The organism is Anaerocolumna sp. (assembly GCF_032079385.1).
GTDB lineage: Bacteria > Bacillota > Clostridia > Lachnospirales > Lachnospiraceae > Anaerocolumna.
Window position 1 is genome coordinate 1 of sequence record NZ_DAMAUC010000009.1, and the last position, 17,930, is coordinate 17,930.

13 protein-coding genes are annotated in these 17,930 nt (G+C 37.6%); 3 read left to right on the top strand and 10 right to left on the bottom strand.

The genetic code is table 11. The features are described from left to right. Window positions 1–208: 208 nt before the first annotated feature. From RT261_RS08830 to RT261_RS08865, 8 genes are all read right to left on the bottom strand, one after another. Complete coding sequence (locus RT261_RS08830; RefSeq protein ID WP_313131908.1) at window positions 209–2,080, bottom strand: alpha-amylase family glycosyl hydrolase; 1,872 nt, start codon at window positions 2,078–2,080, stop codon at window positions 209–211. A 64-nt stretch (window positions 2,081–2,144) separates the two neighbouring features. Continuing rightward, on the bottom strand, window positions 2,145–2,996 hold the full coding sequence (locus RT261_RS08835) for a carbohydrate ABC transporter permease (protein WP_313131909.1): 852 nt from the start codon (window positions 2,994–2,996) through the stop codon (window positions 2,145–2,147). 7 nt (window positions 2,997–3,003) lie between these two features. After that, window positions 3,004–3,891 (bottom strand): carbohydrate ABC transporter permease, encoded by an 888-nt coding sequence (locus tag RT261_RS08840; protein WP_313131910.1) that lies wholly within the window; start codon window positions 3,889–3,891, stop codon window positions 3,004–3,006. Between the two features lie 207 nt (window positions 3,892–4,098). Continuing rightward, window positions 4,099–5,412, bottom strand: a complete 1,314-nt coding sequence (locus RT261_RS08845) for an extracellular solute-binding protein (RefSeq protein ID WP_313131911.1) — start codon at window positions 5,410–5,412, stop codon at window positions 4,099–4,101. 1 nt (window position 5,413) lies between these two features. Next, a complete protein-coding gene (locus tag RT261_RS08850; protein ID WP_313131912.1) occupies window positions 5,414–7,213 on the bottom strand; it encodes an alpha amylase N-terminal ig-like domain-containing protein in 1,800 nt (599 codons plus the stop codon). 22 nt (window positions 7,214–7,235) lie between these two features. Continuing rightward, a complete protein-coding gene (locus RT261_RS08855) occupies window positions 7,236–8,255 on the bottom strand; it encodes a LacI family DNA-binding transcriptional regulator (RefSeq protein ID WP_313131913.1) in 1,020 nt (339 codons plus the stop codon). Between the two features lie 306 nt (window positions 8,256–8,561). Then, complete coding sequence (locus RT261_RS08860) at window positions 8,562–9,158, bottom strand: biotin transporter BioY (RefSeq protein ID WP_313131914.1); 597 nt, start codon at window positions 9,156–9,158, stop codon at window positions 8,562–8,564. Window positions 9,159–9,334: 176 nt separating this feature from the next. After that, window positions 9,335–10,333: a biotin--[acetyl-CoA-carboxylase] ligase gene (locus RT261_RS08865; RefSeq protein WP_313131916.1), complete on the bottom strand. Its 999-nt coding sequence runs from the start codon at window positions 10,331–10,333 to the stop codon at window positions 9,335–9,337. A gap of 487 nt (window positions 10,334–10,820) precedes the next feature. On the opposite strand from RT261_RS08865, the gene abc-f reads away from it, so the two are divergent. The 3 genes from abc-f to RT261_RS08880 all read left to right on the top strand — a co-directional run bounded on the left by abc-f (window position 10,821) and on the right by RT261_RS08880 (window position 15,679). Then, the gene (abc-f, locus tag RT261_RS08870) at window positions 10,821–12,311 is read left to right on the top strand and encodes a ribosomal protection-like ABC-F family protein (RefSeq protein WP_313131917.1); all 1,491 of its coding nucleotides are present in this window, start codon (window positions 10,821–10,823) and stop codon (window positions 12,309–12,311) included. Window positions 12,312–12,519: 208 nt separating this feature from the next. Continuing rightward, window positions 12,520–13,398 (top strand): MerR family transcriptional regulator, encoded by an 879-nt coding sequence (locus RT261_RS08875; RefSeq protein ID WP_313131918.1) that lies wholly within the window; start codon window positions 12,520–12,522, stop codon window positions 13,396–13,398. A gap of 820 nt (window positions 13,399–14,218) precedes the next feature. Further along, window positions 14,219–15,679, top strand: a complete 1,461-nt coding sequence (locus RT261_RS08880; protein WP_313131919.1) for a uracil-xanthine permease family protein — start codon at window positions 14,219–14,221, stop codon at window positions 15,677–15,679. 155 nt (window positions 15,680–15,834) lie between these two features. On the opposite strand, the gene RT261_RS08885 is transcribed toward RT261_RS08880, so the two are convergent. Further along, the gene (locus tag RT261_RS08885; RefSeq protein WP_313132078.1) at window positions 15,835–17,229 is read right to left on the bottom strand and encodes a sensor histidine kinase; all 1,395 of its coding nucleotides are present in this window, start codon (window positions 17,227–17,229) and stop codon (window positions 15,835–15,837) included. Then, window positions 17,222–17,929 carry a response regulator transcription factor gene (locus RT261_RS08890; protein WP_313131920.1) on the bottom strand — a complete coding sequence of 236 codons (708 nt, stop codon included), beginning with the start codon at window positions 17,927–17,929 and terminating at the stop codon, window positions 17,222–17,224. Before RT261_RS08890 ends, RT261_RS08885 begins: the two co-directional genes overlap by 8 nt. Window position 17,930 lies beyond the last annotated feature (1 nt).

Here is a 17,930-nt window from a genome sequence, read left to right on the forward strand (position 1 = left end):
ATCGTATTAGAACCATCGAATTTCTATATGGAACAAGCAATATACAATATCCCCCGCTCTCTATGGTCTGAATACCTCATATTGGGCAAAGCGTACTATTGTTAATAACCTAACTTTTTATTATGCTACTAACGAGGATTGAATCCTGTATTGTACAGGGCTCATTCCATTTAGTTTATTTTTAGTGTAATACAACAATAAAACCACCTTAAAAATTCGGATAAATATCGATTGTTTGTCCGCCTACACCAATAAAATTGTTTCCGATTGACCATGTGGTATCATTAATCAATGGTTTGAACTCAAAGACCTCTCCTGCAGCGTAACGCTCAATTTCATAAACCCATACATCCGAAGAAATATTAAGCATAGACCTGCCTTTGTCCCACCAGAGCGGATAAATGCCTCCTCTAAGGTACATAGTATTACCAAGACCAACGTCATAATGCACGCGGATTGTTGTAATTGTTTTTGCCGGCGGTGTATATGGCGATACATTGTCCGTAGTAAATACATAGGCTGTTTTTGCCGGGATGGTCAATGAAATCTGTTTTCCGGTAACAGAGCCGCTTATGACATTTGTTGTGACAGCAGTATCCAATAGGTTGGTAAGCTTGGTTCCGATGGAAATAGAGCTTTCTGCCCGGATTGGAATGTTTCTTGTCTCATTGCTTGTCCCATTGTTAATTACAGTAATGATTTCCTGACCTGTACTGTCATCCCTTCTGGAATATGCATAAATATTATCTTCCACCCACATTTCCCTTTGGGTTCCATTGCTTAAGCAGGCATAGTCCTTCCTGATGCTGGTCAGCTTCTGGATATACTTAAAAATTTCTCCATCCTCTGAAAACCCTGGCATGACTTCCCTGTTTTCCTTATTTGCGATTCCAGCCCATTCCGTTGGCTTTCCTCCACCATAGCACTCTTGCTCCGTGCCATAATATACATCCGGGATTCCCCTTGTGGTGAACAAAAAGGTCAAAGCTAGACGGAGCTTTTGGTAATTATCATTTGCAAGGCATAAAAAGCGGTCCCTATCATGATTATCAATAAATGTTACCAAGCGATTTACGTTATTATACTTGTAATCCTGGTCTAAAATAGCCTTCACATTATAAAAACTTGCATCATTTGCAAATACTTCCCGTGCCTGGAAAAACAGTGGAAAATCAAGCACACCCCATTCATAGTTCTGATAATCGCTGACATAGTCAACATCTCCCACGAAGATTTCTCCGAAACTTGGAACACCAAGATATTCCTCAAACTCCCTCAGGAAGTTCTTGTCCACTGATCTTGCCGCATCTACTCTGACGCCATCCACTCCCGTGTCGTCAACCCACATCTTATACACATCTTTAATTGCCGCCCGTGCATCCGGATTAGAATGGTCGATGTCATCAAGTCCACCCAGATCACAGTTCTGCACCTGCCACTCATTGTTCCAATCTAGGATATCTCCGTTTTGATGGAACCAGGATGGATTATTAAAAGGCGCCGCAGGCTGATAGCTGGGAGATGAATAGGAAGAAGCATAAGGTTCCAGATAATCTGCCATATGATTTGGTACCACATCCAAAATCACCTTAAGTCCCAGATTATGTGCCTCATCTACCAGGTCAATCAGATCTTGTTTAGTTCCGTAATGAGGATCCGGGTTGTAATAGTCCTTTGTAAAATATCCATGGTAACCGGATTCGCTTCCGTCCCGGCTAAACAGCTCATTTTCAGATGGCGGTGAAATCCAGATTGCCGTTACACCAAGATTCTTGATGTAATTAAGCTTTGATTTTAATCCTACCCAATCCCCTCCCTGAGTGTATTTTAACTCACCCGGGCGGTACTCTGCATTCAGTGTTCCATTGTTGGCTGGGTTCCCATCATAAAAACGGTCTGTTAAAACCATGTAAACAATATCTGTCTCATTTAAAGCACTTTTGTTGGTAACTCCTAAGGCCTGTGCAGATACAACCGCACCTTCCGCTGCTGTATTGATTGGTAAAGGATTAATAAGCAAGGACGACAATGAAAGTACCACTACCATTAAAGCAGCTGATATTCTTTTCCTTAAGTTCATAAAAGCCCCTTTCCACCCAAATATGGGATTTCTCTGGCCCGCATACCTGCTGCGGGATTATACGTTACCCTTTTACACTGCCGGTTGTAAGACCGGCCACAAAAAACTTTTGACAAAAGATAAAAACCATCAAAATTGGAATTAAGCTAAGAACAGAAAGAGCAAAAACATATCCCCATTGGGTAAATTGATGCTGTCCAAAGAAGCCTGAAATTGCAATAGGCAATGTCCGCTTTGCATTATCATTGATTACCGTATTTGCCCAGGGAAACTCCTCCCAGGCTGTTAAAAAATTGAAGATGGATACGGAGGCAATCCCCGGTTTTGTTAAAGGCAGTATAATCCGGAAGAACACTGTAAAAACCGATCCTCCATCAATATAAACTGCTTCATCCAACTCCCTCGGTACGGTTTCAACAAATCCTTTAATCATAAAAGTGGAATAAGGGATCACCCATGCAATATAAAAGGGAATCAGCCCCGTAAGCTTACCTATTACCTTGAGCCATACAGCCAATTCGTATTGGGGAACAATCAGCGTCATACCAGGGATAATCATCGTTAGTATGATGAATACGAATAACAGGTTCTTTCCTAAAAAATCAAACCGGGCAATGCAAAATCCCAAGGCTGCTGCTATTAAAGCTGCCGCTGCCACCGTTGTAACCGAAACAACAATGCTGTTCACAAAATTTATGTAGAATCTTCCTTCTCCGATAATATACTGATAATTTTCTAGGGTTACCTCCTTAATCCTTGGGAAAAACCGTGGAGGAAATTCATATAAGGCTCCATTTGGCTTTAAGGAGGTACTTACCATATATATCATGGGCATCACAACGATAAGAAGTCCCGCCGTAAGTAAAAGGAAGAGGAGGATTTCTTTTACTATTTTATGTTTTAACTTTCTTTTCATTTTTTTCCTACCCCTCTTCCCTGTTCTTCATTAACCGGAACTGAACTGCCGCTAAAATCGCCAGGCAAACCGCAACAATGAAGGAAAGCGCCGCCGAATAGCCAAACTTACCGGTACTGAAAGCTTTGTAATACATCCAGGTGAGTATGGTGTCGGTCTGATGCCCCGGTTCGCCCCCGGTTATCATTTTAATGGAGGTAAATACGTTAAAACCTCCGATTGTCAGCATGACCAGAGCAAACAGTATGGTTCCCCTAATGCTTGGAATGGTTACATGAAAAAACTTTTTAACAGCACCTGCACCATCAATTCCTGCAACCTCATAAAGCTCCGTGGGAACAGTCTGTAAGGCCGCCAGAAAAACCACCATATTCCAGCCGATTCCTTTCCATGTCCCAAGCAGCATGGCAACGCTCAGCCCTCCCCATCTGCTGTCCAGCCACCGGATATTATGCTCCGTAAGATGCAGAACATTAAATAGAATATAGTTAAGCATACCTTCGGTGTTGAAAATATACTTAAATACCAGGGACGCAATTACCCAAGAGGTAATTACCGGCAAATAGTAAAGAACCCGGAAGGTCACCTTTAGATGGGTAATGCTATTGATACAAAGTGCTACCAAAAGACCAAGTGCCATCTGTGCCGGTACAGTTACAAGAGTATATACCAGCGTGTTCACAAAGGAAATGCGAAAATAGGAATCCGATATAACCTCTTTATAATTTTGCAACCCGATAAATTGCTGCTCCAGCATAGAACCGAAGTCCCATTTAAAAAAACTCATGATAAAAAGCTTTATGAGAGGGTATACTGTAAACACCCCAAAAACCAAGAACCCGGGAAGGAGCAGCATCGCAATCTGCCACTGCTTCCCCTTTGCTGTCTTATTCATATTTCATCTTTCTCCATTTCTTATGCATCAGTTATACTTACTGCCCTGTTCTGTCTGTTGCATCCGTTCTTCCTCTTTCATCCAGTCTGTCTATGCTTATTACGCCTTCTACTTTGCTCTTCTGTTCCCTTCTCTGCCCATTATGTTTGCCATTTCACATTGACTTGAGGTTTCTATCATAGTATAATGAAATGAGAAAACTCATGTTCATTCAGCTGTAAGCAATGCATCTACCTTTACGGCAAGCTCATCCATTGCTTCTGTTGCAGTCTTATCCCCGTTCATAACGGCTGTGACTGCAACAGACAATTCATTGTCGATTTCAGACCAGCTTGCAACGGTAGGACGTGATTTTGCATTTTTAATGGCTTCCAGGAACGGAGCAAAGTCGGCCTGCTTTACCATATCGTTTTCCAATGCTTTTTTGTTAACAGGAATCTGTCCGCATTTTGCCATCGCTATCTGGGCATATTCATCTGTCATAAATTTCATGAATTTCCATGCGGCCTCTTTGTTGGCCGAATTAAACATAGCAATATCCTCACCTCCAAGTACCGAGTGTGACCCCCCATCGCCGGCCGGCATATCAACAGTTCCATACTTCATATCCGGATATGCTCCTGCCAGCTCTGCAACTTTCCACGGGCCTTCCAGCATCATCATATACCGGCCGGTACCAAACCCATCGGTCATTGGGATATCCCCGCTGTTCCATCCGGTAATTGCCCCGGCTTTATAAAGGTCGGCAAGCATCTGGATTGCTGCAACGGTTTTATCACTGTTAATATATCCGCTGGCCTTTGTTTGTTCCGGGTTGGTCAGTTCCCCGCCGAAACTCCAGATAAAGGGGCAGAGATTCCAGCCTACAAGTGCCGGTTCATTATAACCCCATACTGTCTGCCCATTTTCGTTGGTGCCGGATAATGTCTTTATCGCATTCACAAAGTCCTCCATATTTTGGGGTGCATCCAGCCCCGCTTTCCGGAAGGCTTCTGTATTATAAAATAAGATTTTTGTATTTGTATTTAACGCCAGCCCATATGCGTGCCCGCCTATGTTTGCTGTAGCCATGGCACTTTCCAATAATCCATCTGCCACGGATGAAAAGTCGCTTATTTCTTCATCCAGCGCTACAAGGGTTCCCATTTTGTGGAATTCCGGAATCCATGCGCTGTCAAGCCTTGCAACATCCGGCAATGTATTTGATTTTGCACTGATTAATATTTTTTCATGCAAATCTGCCCATTCATGAGATACCGGGTTTACCTTTATCCCTGGATTCTCTTCTTCAAACTTGGGAATTAAAACTGTCTCAAGAGTTGTATTTTCTGCTGATTGGGCGCTATAATGATGCCAGAAGTTAATTGTAACTTCTTTTTGCCCTGTTTTTTTTGTTTCCGCTGATTCCTTGGTCGTCTGGCCAGTTTCAGATATTACTGGTGATTTTTTGCAACCTGTGAGTGCCGCCAAGCCTATTACGGTTGTCATTATAATTGCCAGTATTTTTTTTCCTTTTTTCATATTACCTACCTCCATTAATTTTTTTTATGATCTTTACAGCATATGGTTCCATGTATATTCCTATCTTTCCCTCATACGCCATAACATCCCCATTATAGAAATGCTCTCCCTTAATGATTTCCTCGGATACAGCCTCTTCACCGGTAACCAGGTCCTGGTAATTCCCTATCTTTCTGACAGGAATGTAATTCCGGTTTTCTTCTTCACTGCGGTTAAAGACAACATAAATGCAGTCTTCTTCATCATAACGGATGAACCCGAACACTCCCTCTTTTTCACCGCACAGGTTCGTTACATAATTTCCTTCCCGGATGCATCTTTCTTTCTTCCTGAGTGCCGCCATCCGGCAGTACCAGCTATAAAGTTCCCTATCCTGCTCTTCTTGCTCCCACTTCATTGCTTTCCGGCAATCAGGATCATTTTCTCCTGTCATGCCGATTTCATCTCCATAATAAATGGCCGGAGCTCCCGGAAATAAAAACTGGAATGCAGCAGCGAGCTTCAATCGCCGCTTATCTTCCTTGCTCATAGTCAAAAAACGTTCCGTATCATGGCTGTCCAGCAGATTATACAATCCATGCTTCGCTTCCCCAAAATAAGCTGAAAGCATCTGGTTTATCCTGTGGTCAAGCTCCCTTGCATCGATAGCTTCATATGCAAAAAAATCTCTGGTAAAATCACGGAACACATAGTTCATCACGCTGTCCATCTGATCTCCTTGCATCATATTCAGCCCATATCCCCAAGTTTCTCCCAGCAAAAGACAATCAGGATATTTTGCTTTTAAGCAAGCCCTTGCTCTTTGCCATACCCTCTTATCCACCTCATCAGCTACATCCAGACGCCATCCGTCAATATGATACTCCCGAATCCAGTACTCCATCACTTTTAATATGTATTCCACCACCTCCAGGTTTGAGGTATTCAGCTTGGGCATCCATTTGTAAGCTCCCACACACTCATAATTGTGGTGGGAAATACTGACCGGATATTCTGTGATATAAAACCACTCTTTATACCTGGAGGCTTCCTGATTCTTTAAAATATCTTGAAAAGGTTCAAAATGAATCCCTGTGTGGTTAAAAACTCCATCCAATATTACTTTGATTTTTCTTTCATGGCAGGCTGCTACCAGCTCCCGGAATTCTTCCTCCGTTCCAAGCATGGGGTCAATCTTATAATAGTCCGTGGTAGCATATTTATGGTTAAAGTCACCCTTGAATATAGGGTTAAAATAAATGCACCCAATCCCCAGCTCTTTTAGATAGTCCAAATGCCGGCGAATTCCGGCAATATCTCCTCCCATGTAATTTTCCCGGGTCGGAGTGCTGCCCCAGGACACACAGCCCTCCGGGTCATTGTCCTTTCTTCCGTTAGCAAAGCGTTCCGGAAAAATCTGATAGAAAATCTGTCCCTTTGCCCAGCCTGGTATCTCATAAATATCTCCTTCATTGGCATAAAGAAACTCAAACAATCCATCCTCCGGTTCTGTGCCGGTAAAACCATTCACTCCCAGATATTCCACTTCGCCCCTTCTGTCTTCAAGGCAGAAATAATATTTTTGGTACCTTGCAACTTTCTTAAAACAAACCTCCGCCTCATAATAATCAAACCACCGGTCCCTGTACTTCCAAATCATATCTACTCGTTTTTTTTCATCCGGATTGGTTCTTGAAAAATATATGAGCTGGCATCGTTTCATATCCTGCCTTCCGACCCGGATGCGAAAGTTTAAGCACTCCCTTGATTTTGCATGTACAAAGCGTATGGTATTTTCATGAGAAATTGCTTCTTTTAACATATCCTATCCTTTCTTTACATCCTTATTTTTTTCTTTTCGTAGATTCTCTAAAGATTAATTCGGTTGCAATCATGGTTTGCTGATTTTCATAATCCGCATTTTGAATCTTTTTTATTAAATCCGTTGCCGCTTGTTCACCTAAACGGAATGTGTCTACATCCACCACAGAAAGAGGTGGATCCATATATTCCGCAAAGGGATAATTATCAAAGGACATAACTGCCATATCCTCAGGCACCGAAATTAAATTATCCCTGAGTGCACGTAATACCTGATAGGCAATCATATTATTTGCACATAAAACCGCATCCGGTTTCTCCTGTAAGGATATCAATTCCCTGACTGACTCATAGGCTGCCTCGCAATTTCCTTTGCAATCAATGATATAGTCCCCATTCACCTTACATCCATTCTCCTCCAATGCTTTCCTATACCCCTGCACACGGTTTCTGGCAAATACCGTAGCCTGGTTCTCCAGAATAAAGGCAATGGACCCATATCCCTGACCCAGCAAATGTTTTGCTGCCATTTCGCCACCCAGCAGATTGTTTACATCCACCCAGCTGGTTTCATTCTTTTCAATCTCCGGTTCTCCCAGGATAATGAAAGGAAAGTCATTTTTCCGTAGCAAATCAATAAGCTTTTGTGTCACGCTGGAACTTGGTAAAATAACTCCGTCCACTCTTTTTTCCAAAATTAGCTTTTCTACGGGAGAACAATTTTTATCCTCCCTATCATTGGTAATTAGCAGGTTATACCCATTTTGCTGTAGAACTGTTTCTATTGCATATACACTTCTATTAAAAAAAGCATTTGAAAATGTATTATCATCCTGTGCGTCAATCACCAGTCCGATTGTATGGGTACTGCCGTTGGCCAAATTCCTTGCAAGGCTGTTTGGATGATAGTCCATCTCCTTCATCGCCGCAAAAATCTTATCCCTTGTTTCTTTTGATATCAGAGTATTTCCATTTACCACCCGTGATACCGTGGATGGAGAAACTCCCACTTTCTTTGCAATATCTTTAATTGTAACTGCCATTTTATCCTCCGTCTCTTTATGCAACCGTTTGCATAAACTTATTCTAACCCTTTTTTCTATTTCTGTCAATAGTTCTACTAAATTTTCTCATTTTTCACAATATTTTCTTCATGCAAAAAAATTTCCCTCAAAATGTAAAGGACGGCTCCTCACAATTCTTGGGAAATGCAGTTTAAACCTATTTAATTTTTCTTATTTTATAACATGAACCACTTCCATCGGAAATACTGGTCAAGGGAACAATGTTTTCAATTGCTACGTACAGCACCAAGATAGAACATCAAATACGTATATGTGTCATTCTATTTATCGTTTATATCCATAATTTCCAATGGATTTTTTCACTTGTATTCCTATCACAAAAGCCAATACTATAGATACCACATCTTTTATGAGGTATGGAATAGAAACCAGTAAGGCCGATTTCCAAAAGGATATATTGCTTAAGAAAGCATAATGGTTAATTCCTAATGCATGACATCCCATAAGCCCCACTAGTCCAATTAAGATTCCCTGTAATATGTTTTTTCTTTTGGCACCTACTCCGCAAAGTATAACCATTAAAAGAAATCCATAAATGAATCCTCCTGTAGGTCCGGCAATTGCTTGTAATCCTGCTTTAAAATTCGCGAATACCGGCAGTCCGGCAATACCTAATAATATGTAAATCAAAGTTGATACAAAGCCAAACTTCCAACCTAAAATGACACCTGTAATTGCCACTGCAAAGGTTTGTAATGTAATGGGTACACCGGTAGGGGTCGGAATAGATAGCTGCGACAGTACAATTAGCAAAGCGGAAAACATGCCTGTCATAACTAGATTTAATGTAACATTTCGGTTTCTACTATTCTTTTTTCTGTTATTTATAAGACTTCTATTCTTTTTCTCTATATGTTCCATTTGCAACTCCAATCCTATGTTCTTGATTTAATTTTCAATACTAATAATTCATGTTACTTAGAATTTCAGATTCATAAGAATCTTGATTTTTATAAATCTTTACATTGACTTTTACATTTTTTGTTATGGTTCTTGCTATTCTACTTAGGCTAATGAAGAAGGCTTTGCATCTAACTTTAATATGGATGTTTTGAGGTTTCCAACATCTGTCTGCTGCCTATACTTACTTCACCAGATTGTATAACGTAGGTTTCTCCTTGTTCATTTTCAACAACCAGATTACCCTGATTATTTATGTCAATGGCTTTGGCGGTATAGGATTCTCCATTCTTATAGTAATTGATTACTTTTCCAAGCACTAAAGAATACTCTTTATACTCTACTATTAAGGATTTATCCTCAAGATTTTCGGACAGATTCATAATTTCATTGATAATCTCTGCCGCAATCTGATTCCGGGTTATACCCTCCGGAAATAGTGAACCTGCTATTTCACGCAATTCTTCTGGGAATTGATTCTCATCAGTTTTAATATTTAATCCAATTCCCAATATAACACTTTCTACCATACCAATTTCAAAATTACTGACTGCTTCCGTAAGGATTCCGCATATTTTCCTATTATCCAGAAATATATCATTAACCCATTTTATTTGAGGTTCCCTACCTGTTAATCTCTTTATTACCCTGCATACTCCTACCGCTGCTGCAACTGTAATCAACAAAAAATCATTCAGTGATTTTTGAGGTTTTAAAATAATACTCATATAAATTCCAGTTTGTGCAGGAGAAAAAAAGTTTCTTCCAAGCCTGCCTCTTCCTTCTGTCTGCTCTTCTGCTAATATAACGGTTCCATGTTTTGTACCGGTGGCAGCTATTTTTTTCCCTTGCAGGTTAGTAGAATCAATCTGTTTGTATACAATAATCGGATTATTTTGATATTCCGGCCTCAAATAAGTTTTAATTCCCTCTCCTGACAATATATCGTTGTTATCCAAAAGTAGATAACCCTTATTGGTTGTGGCTTCGATCTGATAGCCTTCTTCCTTTAAGGAACGAATCGCTTTCCAGATAGCTGCCCGGGATACAGACAAGTAGTCTGCCAATTCTTGTCCTGATATGGCTTTGGAACGATTCTTCTCCAGTACTTCTAATACTCTGCTCTTTACCGACATCTTTATTTCCTCCAATAAGGAAATTATAACATTAACTTTTTAAATTGTAAACCATTTTTTTATTTTGGTTTACAATACTGTGTTATAATTTATATTGACTTCATATTTATTCTTTGTTAAAATGACCATAATGATATAAAATGATTGGAGATGAAAAGATGGAGAATACTTCTTGCAAATAATGAATGAAATATAGGAGCATATTTGATAGCAGATACCGCTGCTTCTCTTTTTATGCTTATTGCAAGAAACTGTCTTCTAATCTTTTCATAAATAAATATATATATATATTACGAATATATAGTTTGGTAATTTACATGGTTCAATATTTTATTTAGTGTAAATATAATGACTGTGTAAATCCTTTATGAAACCTCAACATGGATTTATAAGACCTTATTAGGATGCAGATTCTTCTTGCATCCTATTTTTTATTCTAATAATCAGAATAAAATAAAAGGTGTTAAGCACCGGAATCGAGGTTATTATGTCACAGATTAATGTAAGCAATTTAACATTCTGCTATGATGGCAGTTATGATAATATTTTTGAAAATGTTTCTTTTCAGATAGATACAGAATGGAAACTTGGATTTATCGGGCGAAACGGAAGGGGTAAGACCACTTTCCTAAATCTACTTTTAGACAAATATGAATATAGCGGCCATATCAGTGCCAGCGTTTCTTTTGATTATTTTCCTTTTAAAATACCAGAAGAAAATAAGAAGAATAATACCATTGATATTATAGAAGAACTTTATCCCGATTATGAATTATGGAAAGTCTGCAGGGAACTGACACTAATTGAAGTGGATGCTGAGGTTTTATATCGTCCTTTTTCCACGCTAAGTAACGGAGAACAGACAAAGGTTATGTTAGCTGTTTTATTTTCCAGAGAAAACCAGTTTTTACTGATAGATGAACCTACCAATCACCTTGATATGCCCACAAGAGATGTGGTAAAAGACTACCTTAACAGCAAACAAGGTTTTATCCTGGTATCTCATGACCGAGATTTCTTAGACTCTTGTATCGACCATGTGCTGGTTATTAATAAAGAAAATATAACTGTAGAACAAGGTAATTTTAGCTCCTGGTGGGAAAATAAGAAAAGGCAGGATGAGTTTGAACTAGCTGAAAATGAAAAACTAAAGAAAGAAATCCGACGATTGAATCAATCCGCCAAAGCTGCTGGTAATTGGGCGGATAAAGTAGAAGCAACCAAAATCGGCCGGGATCCAAATACAGAAAAAAACATTGACACCCGTTGTTATATTGGTGAAAAATCAAGGCGAATGCAGCAGCGACGAAAAAATCTGGAACGCAGACAGGAACATGCAATAGAGGAAAAATCTAAGTTATTGAAAAACATTGAAACGGTTGATAATTTAAAGATTATCTCATTAATCCATCACAAAGATATTCTGGTAATGGCAAAAGACCTTGCAATATATTATGATGATAAGAAGATAACAAGGGATCTGAATTTTTCCATTGGTAATGGTGATCGTGTTATTTTACAAGGCCGGAATGGATGCGGCAAATCCAGTATTATTAAGAAGATTTTAGGTGAGGACATTAAAACTACCGGCACCCTGGAAATAGCAAGTGGACTTAAAATCTCCTATGTATCTCAGGATACTTCTCACCTAAAAGGAACTTTAGACGATTTTATTTATAATAAGGAATTAGATGAAACCCTGTTTAAAGCCCTTCTTAGAAAACTGGATTTTGAACGTGTGCAGTTTGAAAAACCAATGGAAAACTATAGTGGGGGGCAGAAGAAAAAAGTCTTAATTGCAAAAAGCCTTTGTGAGCAGGCACATCTGTATATATGGGATGAACCTTTAAACTTTATAGACATCTTCTCACGTATGCAGATTGAACAGCTAATTAATGAATTTCAGCCAACTATACTGCTAGTAGAGCATGATAGAATCTTTACAGAAAATATTGGGACGAAATTCGTTGAATTTTAAAATCCTAAAACTACTATTAATCTAAAAGTACAAAAAACATTTAAATGTTTTAAATGTTTAAATGTATTTAAATGTATTAAAAGTTGTTGACCCTCACGTTGCGTGATAGTGTATTATATGAATTGGGATGGTTAACCAATAGAAGACTTAAAGCCGGCAAAGCCTTTTATGGTTTGAAATCCTAAAAATTAGTTTAGGAGTGATGAGCATGAAAACAGTGAAGCAAGTTTCACAGTTAACCGGGATTAGTATCCGAACATTGCAATACTATGATGAGATTGGTCTATTTAAACCAAGTCAAGTTACCGATGCCGGATACAGACTTTATAATGACGATTCACTTGAGGTTTTACAGCAGATTTTATTTTTTAAAGAACTGGATTTTCAGTTAAAAGATATAAAAGAGATAATAGAAAATCCAAATTACGATAAAATACAAGCCTATAGACAACAAAAAGAGCTTATTCAGGCAAAGAGAGATAGGCTTAATGGATTATTGGAATTATTAGAAAGACTGGAGAAAGGAGAAAAATGTATGAGTTTTAAAGAATTTGATATGAGTGAATATTTTAATGCATTGCAAAAATTTAGAGAAACCCACACAGACGAGATTATTAAGCAATGGGGAAGTGTAAAAGAATTTGATAAAATGACAGAGCTTTTCGAAAATAAAGAATCAGAAATAGCCAAGATAGCAATAAAGCAATATGGCAGTATTGAAAAATATACAGAAGCAATGAAGAAAAATCTAGATAACTTTTCAGAAACAATAGAAAAAATAAATTCTTTAAAAAATAGCGACATTGATTATGTAGCTAAAAATACAGAGTTAAATAAGAAACTCACTTCGGATTTGACAAGAGATGTTTCATCGAAAGAAGTACAGGATATTGTAAAGGATATTGTAGACTTATTCAATGAAACTACTTTTGGCCTTGATATGGGAGATAATTATTGGGATATGGTGGCGGAAGGCTATCTTACTAATGAGGCGATTATTGAGGCTAATGACAAAATATATGGTGAAGGCGCCGCAAAATTTGTGGGTAGTGCAATAAAATCATATATCAATTTATGTCCTTTATAAATCTTTGTTTTTAATTTATGTCGTTATAAATCTTGTTTTTAATTTATGTCGTTATAGATCTTGTTTTTGGCAGATATCCTACTTTTTGAAGCAGGATATCTGTCAACTGTTTTTCATATCTCATAGGTTAATCAACTCTCAAAAAGTCAGAAAAATCGAATACTTTTCTTTTTCATTCTTTTCTTATCTATCCTATCTCATATATTTATAATAGTTCTTTTAAATCAAATCACTAAAAAAGCAAAAACCGTTAAGCATAGTAGTAAGATTAGACCAACATTGTGAATATTCCTTTCGTTCTAACAATTAATATATTTAAAATAATATTTAAATAATATTTTTTAAACCCATAAGTGATTGCTTTTATTAGCATAAATACACCATTATCATTTCATTTACCAATAACAAGATTATTTTTTGTATTAAATGGTAAGATTATCCCCTTTCGGATTTTTACCAATGTGATATAATTAACATGATATTCTTAGGGGGAATTTAGTAAAAATGTTATTACAAATTGTGTTTTAAGGAAATACTTGTTACAGAAAAGACACAAAACTTAATATTATGGAAGGAGGTTATATACTATCTGCATATATTGCAGGAATTTTTTGGGGCATTCCGTATTAAACCAAATATGAAGTCATTAAATATTGGGAAAAGTCATATTAGAAAGTTTTTAGATGATTTATGTATGTTAAATACTTGTCAAAAATCATCATATTATACATGGTTAGATAAATAAACGGATGATATAAAGAAAATATTAGAGATAGAAAGATAGAAAAGGTATTTTTTTGTTTGAAAGGAGAAGCTTTAAATGGGTAATTCAGAAGATAAAAAATTGATCTATCAGATGGAGGGGAAACCTAGTTTATCAGTAGCATTTCCACTCGGTCTTCAGCACATCCTCGCGATGTTTACAGGTAATTTGGCACCCATACTTATTATTGCAAGTATATGCGGTCTTGCACCAGAAGATAAGACTATTATGCTTTCTTCGGCTATGATAGTTTCAGGACTTACAACATTAATTCAGTTATATCCTATTAAACTTGGAAAAAGCTATAGGATTGGTGCTAACTTGCCAATTGTAATGGGAACCTCCTTTGCTTTCGTAGCAGTAGCAAGTATAGTCGCAACAGAAATAGCTCCATCCATAGGGCTTACCGATCCTAGAGATATATATGCTTTAGTTCTGGGATGTTCAATTGTTGGTAGTATGACAGAAGTTTTGATGGGGTTCTTTTACAAAAAACTTTCAAATTTATTTTCTCCAATTGTTGTTGGAACTACCCTTATTGCTATAGGACTTAATCTTTTAAGTGCTGGTGCAAATTATTTTAACGGCGGTTCAGCCGCAGCGGCAGACAGTGCTGCTTTTGCTGCTAATCCAGATAAATATCGATTTACAGGTATATTTGGATCGGCACGAAATTTGGGGGTTGCATTTTTTGTATTTGTACTTGTACTTGTGCTTCAAAAGTTTGGAAAAGGAATTGTAAAGAATTCTGCTCTTCTTATCTCTTTAGCTGTTGGATACATTGTAGCAATACCTCTTGGAATGGTTGACTTTAGTGCTATCAATGCAGCAGGGATTGTAGCAGTACCCCTTCCTTTCCACTTTGGATTGAAATTTTCTATTTCCGGCATATTGAATTTCGCATTGTTCTATGTAATTTCAGGGCTTGAAACTATAGGAAATACAGGTGGTATCACTATAGCCGCTTTTGACCGTGAGCCAAGTCCAGAAGAAACATCAGGAGCTATTTTAGCAGATGCACTTGGTTCGACATTAGCAAACTGCTGTAATGCTATGCCTAATACCGCTTTCGGACAAAATGCCGGAATCATTGCAATGACTAAAATCGTAAACAAATGGTGTATTGCTGTTGGTGCAATCTTTCTCGCAATTTGCGGTTTGTTTCCAAAACTTGCAGCTGTGTTTCAGACAATACCGGATGCTGTATTGGGTGGTGCTATCATATCCGTATTTGCTATGATTACATTAAATGGTATTAAAATGATAGCTAAGGCAGGCTTCTCTGAAAGAAACGCAACTATAGTTGGTATTACATTCTCTTTTGGTATCGGCCTTACCGCTATGAATCTTGCTATTGATACATTTCCACAGTTTTTACAGCCATTCCTTGTTGCAGTACAACCTCTTATAAGTTCACCAGCGGCTGTATGTTGTATTGTTTCAATTTTAGCAAGTCTTCTTTTCCCAGCGAGTAAAGAAGATAAAGAATTAGCTAAATCAGCGATGCAGGAAGATTAAAAATATAAGTAATTAACTTAATGTAGCAGCTAATAAGTGTCATTCTAAACCTGATTAAATGAAATTTATTAATTAAGATTTTCATCTTACAGGTTAAGAATGATACTTATTTATTTACAGTCTCTATTACTTTTATTTATTCTTTAGTTTATTTCTCAACGTTGAAGTATTATGATAAATTCCGTTCCTTCTCCTAACTTACTTTCAACATCTATAGTCCCTTCATGGGCTTCAATAATGGTTTTGGTAATAGTTAAACCTATACCTATACCGCCCGTATTTCTGTTTCTTGATTTATCTGCACGGTAGAAACGTTCAAATATATGTGGAAGATCCTCTTGGCTGATTCCTTTTCCGATATCTTTCACCCTAATCTCAACCTTCTTATGAGAATCGGAAATATGGATTTGGATTTTGCCCCCTTTATCAGAATACTTGATTGCATTGGATATTAGGTTATTGAATACCTGGCTCATTTTGTCCTGGTCAGCATTAAGGTATACCGATCGGCGGTCATAATCCACACTTATATCCTTTTCCGCTAATTCACTTTCAAAATTATTTAACAGCCTTATAAGTAAGTTTGATAAGTCAAAGTTTTCTTTATGAAGAAGTGCATTTTCATTTTCCACTTTGGATAAATCTTCGATACTTCCTATTAGTCGTTTGATTCGCATGATTTCATCATAACAGCTTGTCAGTCTTTCTTTATCCACTTCCCAGATTCCATCTAACATGGCTTCCATCGTACCCTGTACAGAGGTGAGGGGAGTCCTTAATTCATGGGCAACATCCTGAGTCAGCTGTTTACGTAATTGCTCTTTATGTTCTAAAGCATCGGAAAGATTGTTGATGGTGTTCATTAAAATACTTATTTCTTTCGTATTGGATGCATCCGTAAGCTTCTCCTTATATTTCCCCTGCGATAGTAATGCTGCTTTATTGGCTGCCTTATTGAGAGGTTTGCTGATTCGATAGGACATAAGTATTCCCAAACCAAAGGCTAATACCAGAGAACCGATACCGATCCCTATGAATAAATGATTCAATGCTTCTATAAATATTAATTCTTCATCCGTAAAATAATAAGGTCCTACAAAACCGGTTGTAAGGGTACCGATGGTTTCACCCTTACTGATAATTGGATATACCTTTTCCTGGTATCTGCCTTCCCATTTACCAGAATATTGGTTCATATTACTCCACATATTTGTTATCATATCCTGGCATAAACCATGATTATGTTCATTGGCTGACCAAATACTTTGATTATTATTATTTTCTACTTTAATAATCAGACCGTTTTGCAAAGCATTCATTCCTACAATTCCAATGTAGTTGGTGTCCCAGTCCAAATTTTCATCATAGCTCAAAGAAATTTGTTCCAAAATCTCCTGGGTCTGTTTATTCTGTTTGTGTATTACAAAATCCTGAAATTTGTTCTGTACGCTGATATTAGCCATTAAGCTTATAAGGCCTACAACTGTTACAACAATGAATATATAGGATATTGTTAATTTACTTCTTAATGAGAAACCCAGTTTAGTCACCTCCAAATTTATAGCCAACACCTCGGACAGTTAATATATACGTACATTCTTTTGAATTATCTTCTATTTTAGCACGCAGATTTTTAATGTGAGAGTCTATGGTTCTGTCGTATCCCAGATAATCGTCATCAAAAGCAATATGGATTAACTCTTCTCTGGTAAATACTTTGTTAGGGCGGTGGGCTAAAGTATACAAGATCTTAAACTCACTGGGTGTAAGGCTGATAGTTTCTCCTGCCTTTTTAACAGTATAATCAGAGTGATTGATAATTAAGTCATCTTCATGAAAGGCTAAAATACATTTCTTTTGGTCTGAAGCAATTTCTTCCTGAACTCTTCGCAGCAAAGCATTTACCCTTGCAACCATTTGCCTTGGGCTAAAGGGCTTCGTCATATAATCGTCTGCACCAATATCCAGTCCATGAATAATATTTTCATCACCGGATTTTGCTGTAAGCATAATAATAGGAACCTTGGAAATCCTCCTAATCTCATTACAGATTTGCTCACCACTAATATCCGGCAGCATTAAATCTAATAATACAAGATCAATTTTTTGGGTTTGAAATAAGGCAAGGGCTTCCTTGCCTGTGTATGCTTTATATACTTCATAACCACTGTTAATAAGGTAAACTTCTGTAAATTCAACAATTTTGACTTCATCATCTACAACTAAAATTCTTTTGGAACCGGTACCCATA

Coding starts and splice junctions, on each gene's coding strand:
- RT261_RS08890 (WP_313131920.1), bottom strand. CDS start 17,929: ATGGGTACCGGTTCCAAAAGAATTTTAGTTGTAGATGATGAAGTCAAA.
- RT261_RS08865 (WP_313131916.1), bottom strand. CDS start 10,333: ATGTCGGTAAAGAGCAGAGTATTAGAAGTACTGGAGAAGAATCGTTCC.
- RT261_RS08835 (WP_313131909.1), bottom strand. CDS start 2,996: ATGAAAAGAAAGTTAAAACATAAAATAGTAAAAGAAATCCTCCTCTTC.
- RT261_RS08850 (WP_313131912.1), bottom strand. CDS start 7,213: ATGTTAAAAGAAGCAATTTCTCATGAAAATACCATACGCTTTGTACAT.
- RT261_RS08880 (WP_313131919.1), top strand. CDS start 14,219: ATGGGTAATTCAGAAGATAAAAAATTGATCTATCAGATGGAGGGGAAA.
- RT261_RS08875 (WP_313131918.1), top strand. CDS start 12,520: ATGAAAACAGTGAAGCAAGTTTCACAGTTAACCGGGATTAGTATCCGA.
- RT261_RS08840 (WP_313131910.1), bottom strand. CDS start 3,891: ATGAATAAGACAGCAAAGGGGAAGCAGTGGCAGATTGCGATGCTGCTC.
- RT261_RS08860 (WP_313131914.1), bottom strand. CDS start 9,158: ATGGAACATATAGAGAAAAAGAATAGAAGTCTTATAAATAACAGAAAA.
- RT261_RS08855 (WP_313131913.1), bottom strand. CDS start 8,255: ATGGCAGTTACAATTAAAGATATTGCAAAGAAAGTGGGAGTTTCTCCA.
- abc-f (WP_313131917.1), top strand. CDS start 10,821: ATGTCACAGATTAATGTAAGCAATTTAACATTCTGCTATGATGGCAGT.
- RT261_RS08830 (WP_313131908.1), bottom strand. CDS start 2,080: ATGAACTTAAGGAAAAGAATATCAGCTGCTTTAATGGTAGTGGTACTT.
- RT261_RS08845 (WP_313131911.1), bottom strand. CDS start 5,412: ATGAAAAAAGGAAAAAAAATACTGGCAATTATAATGACAACCGTAATA.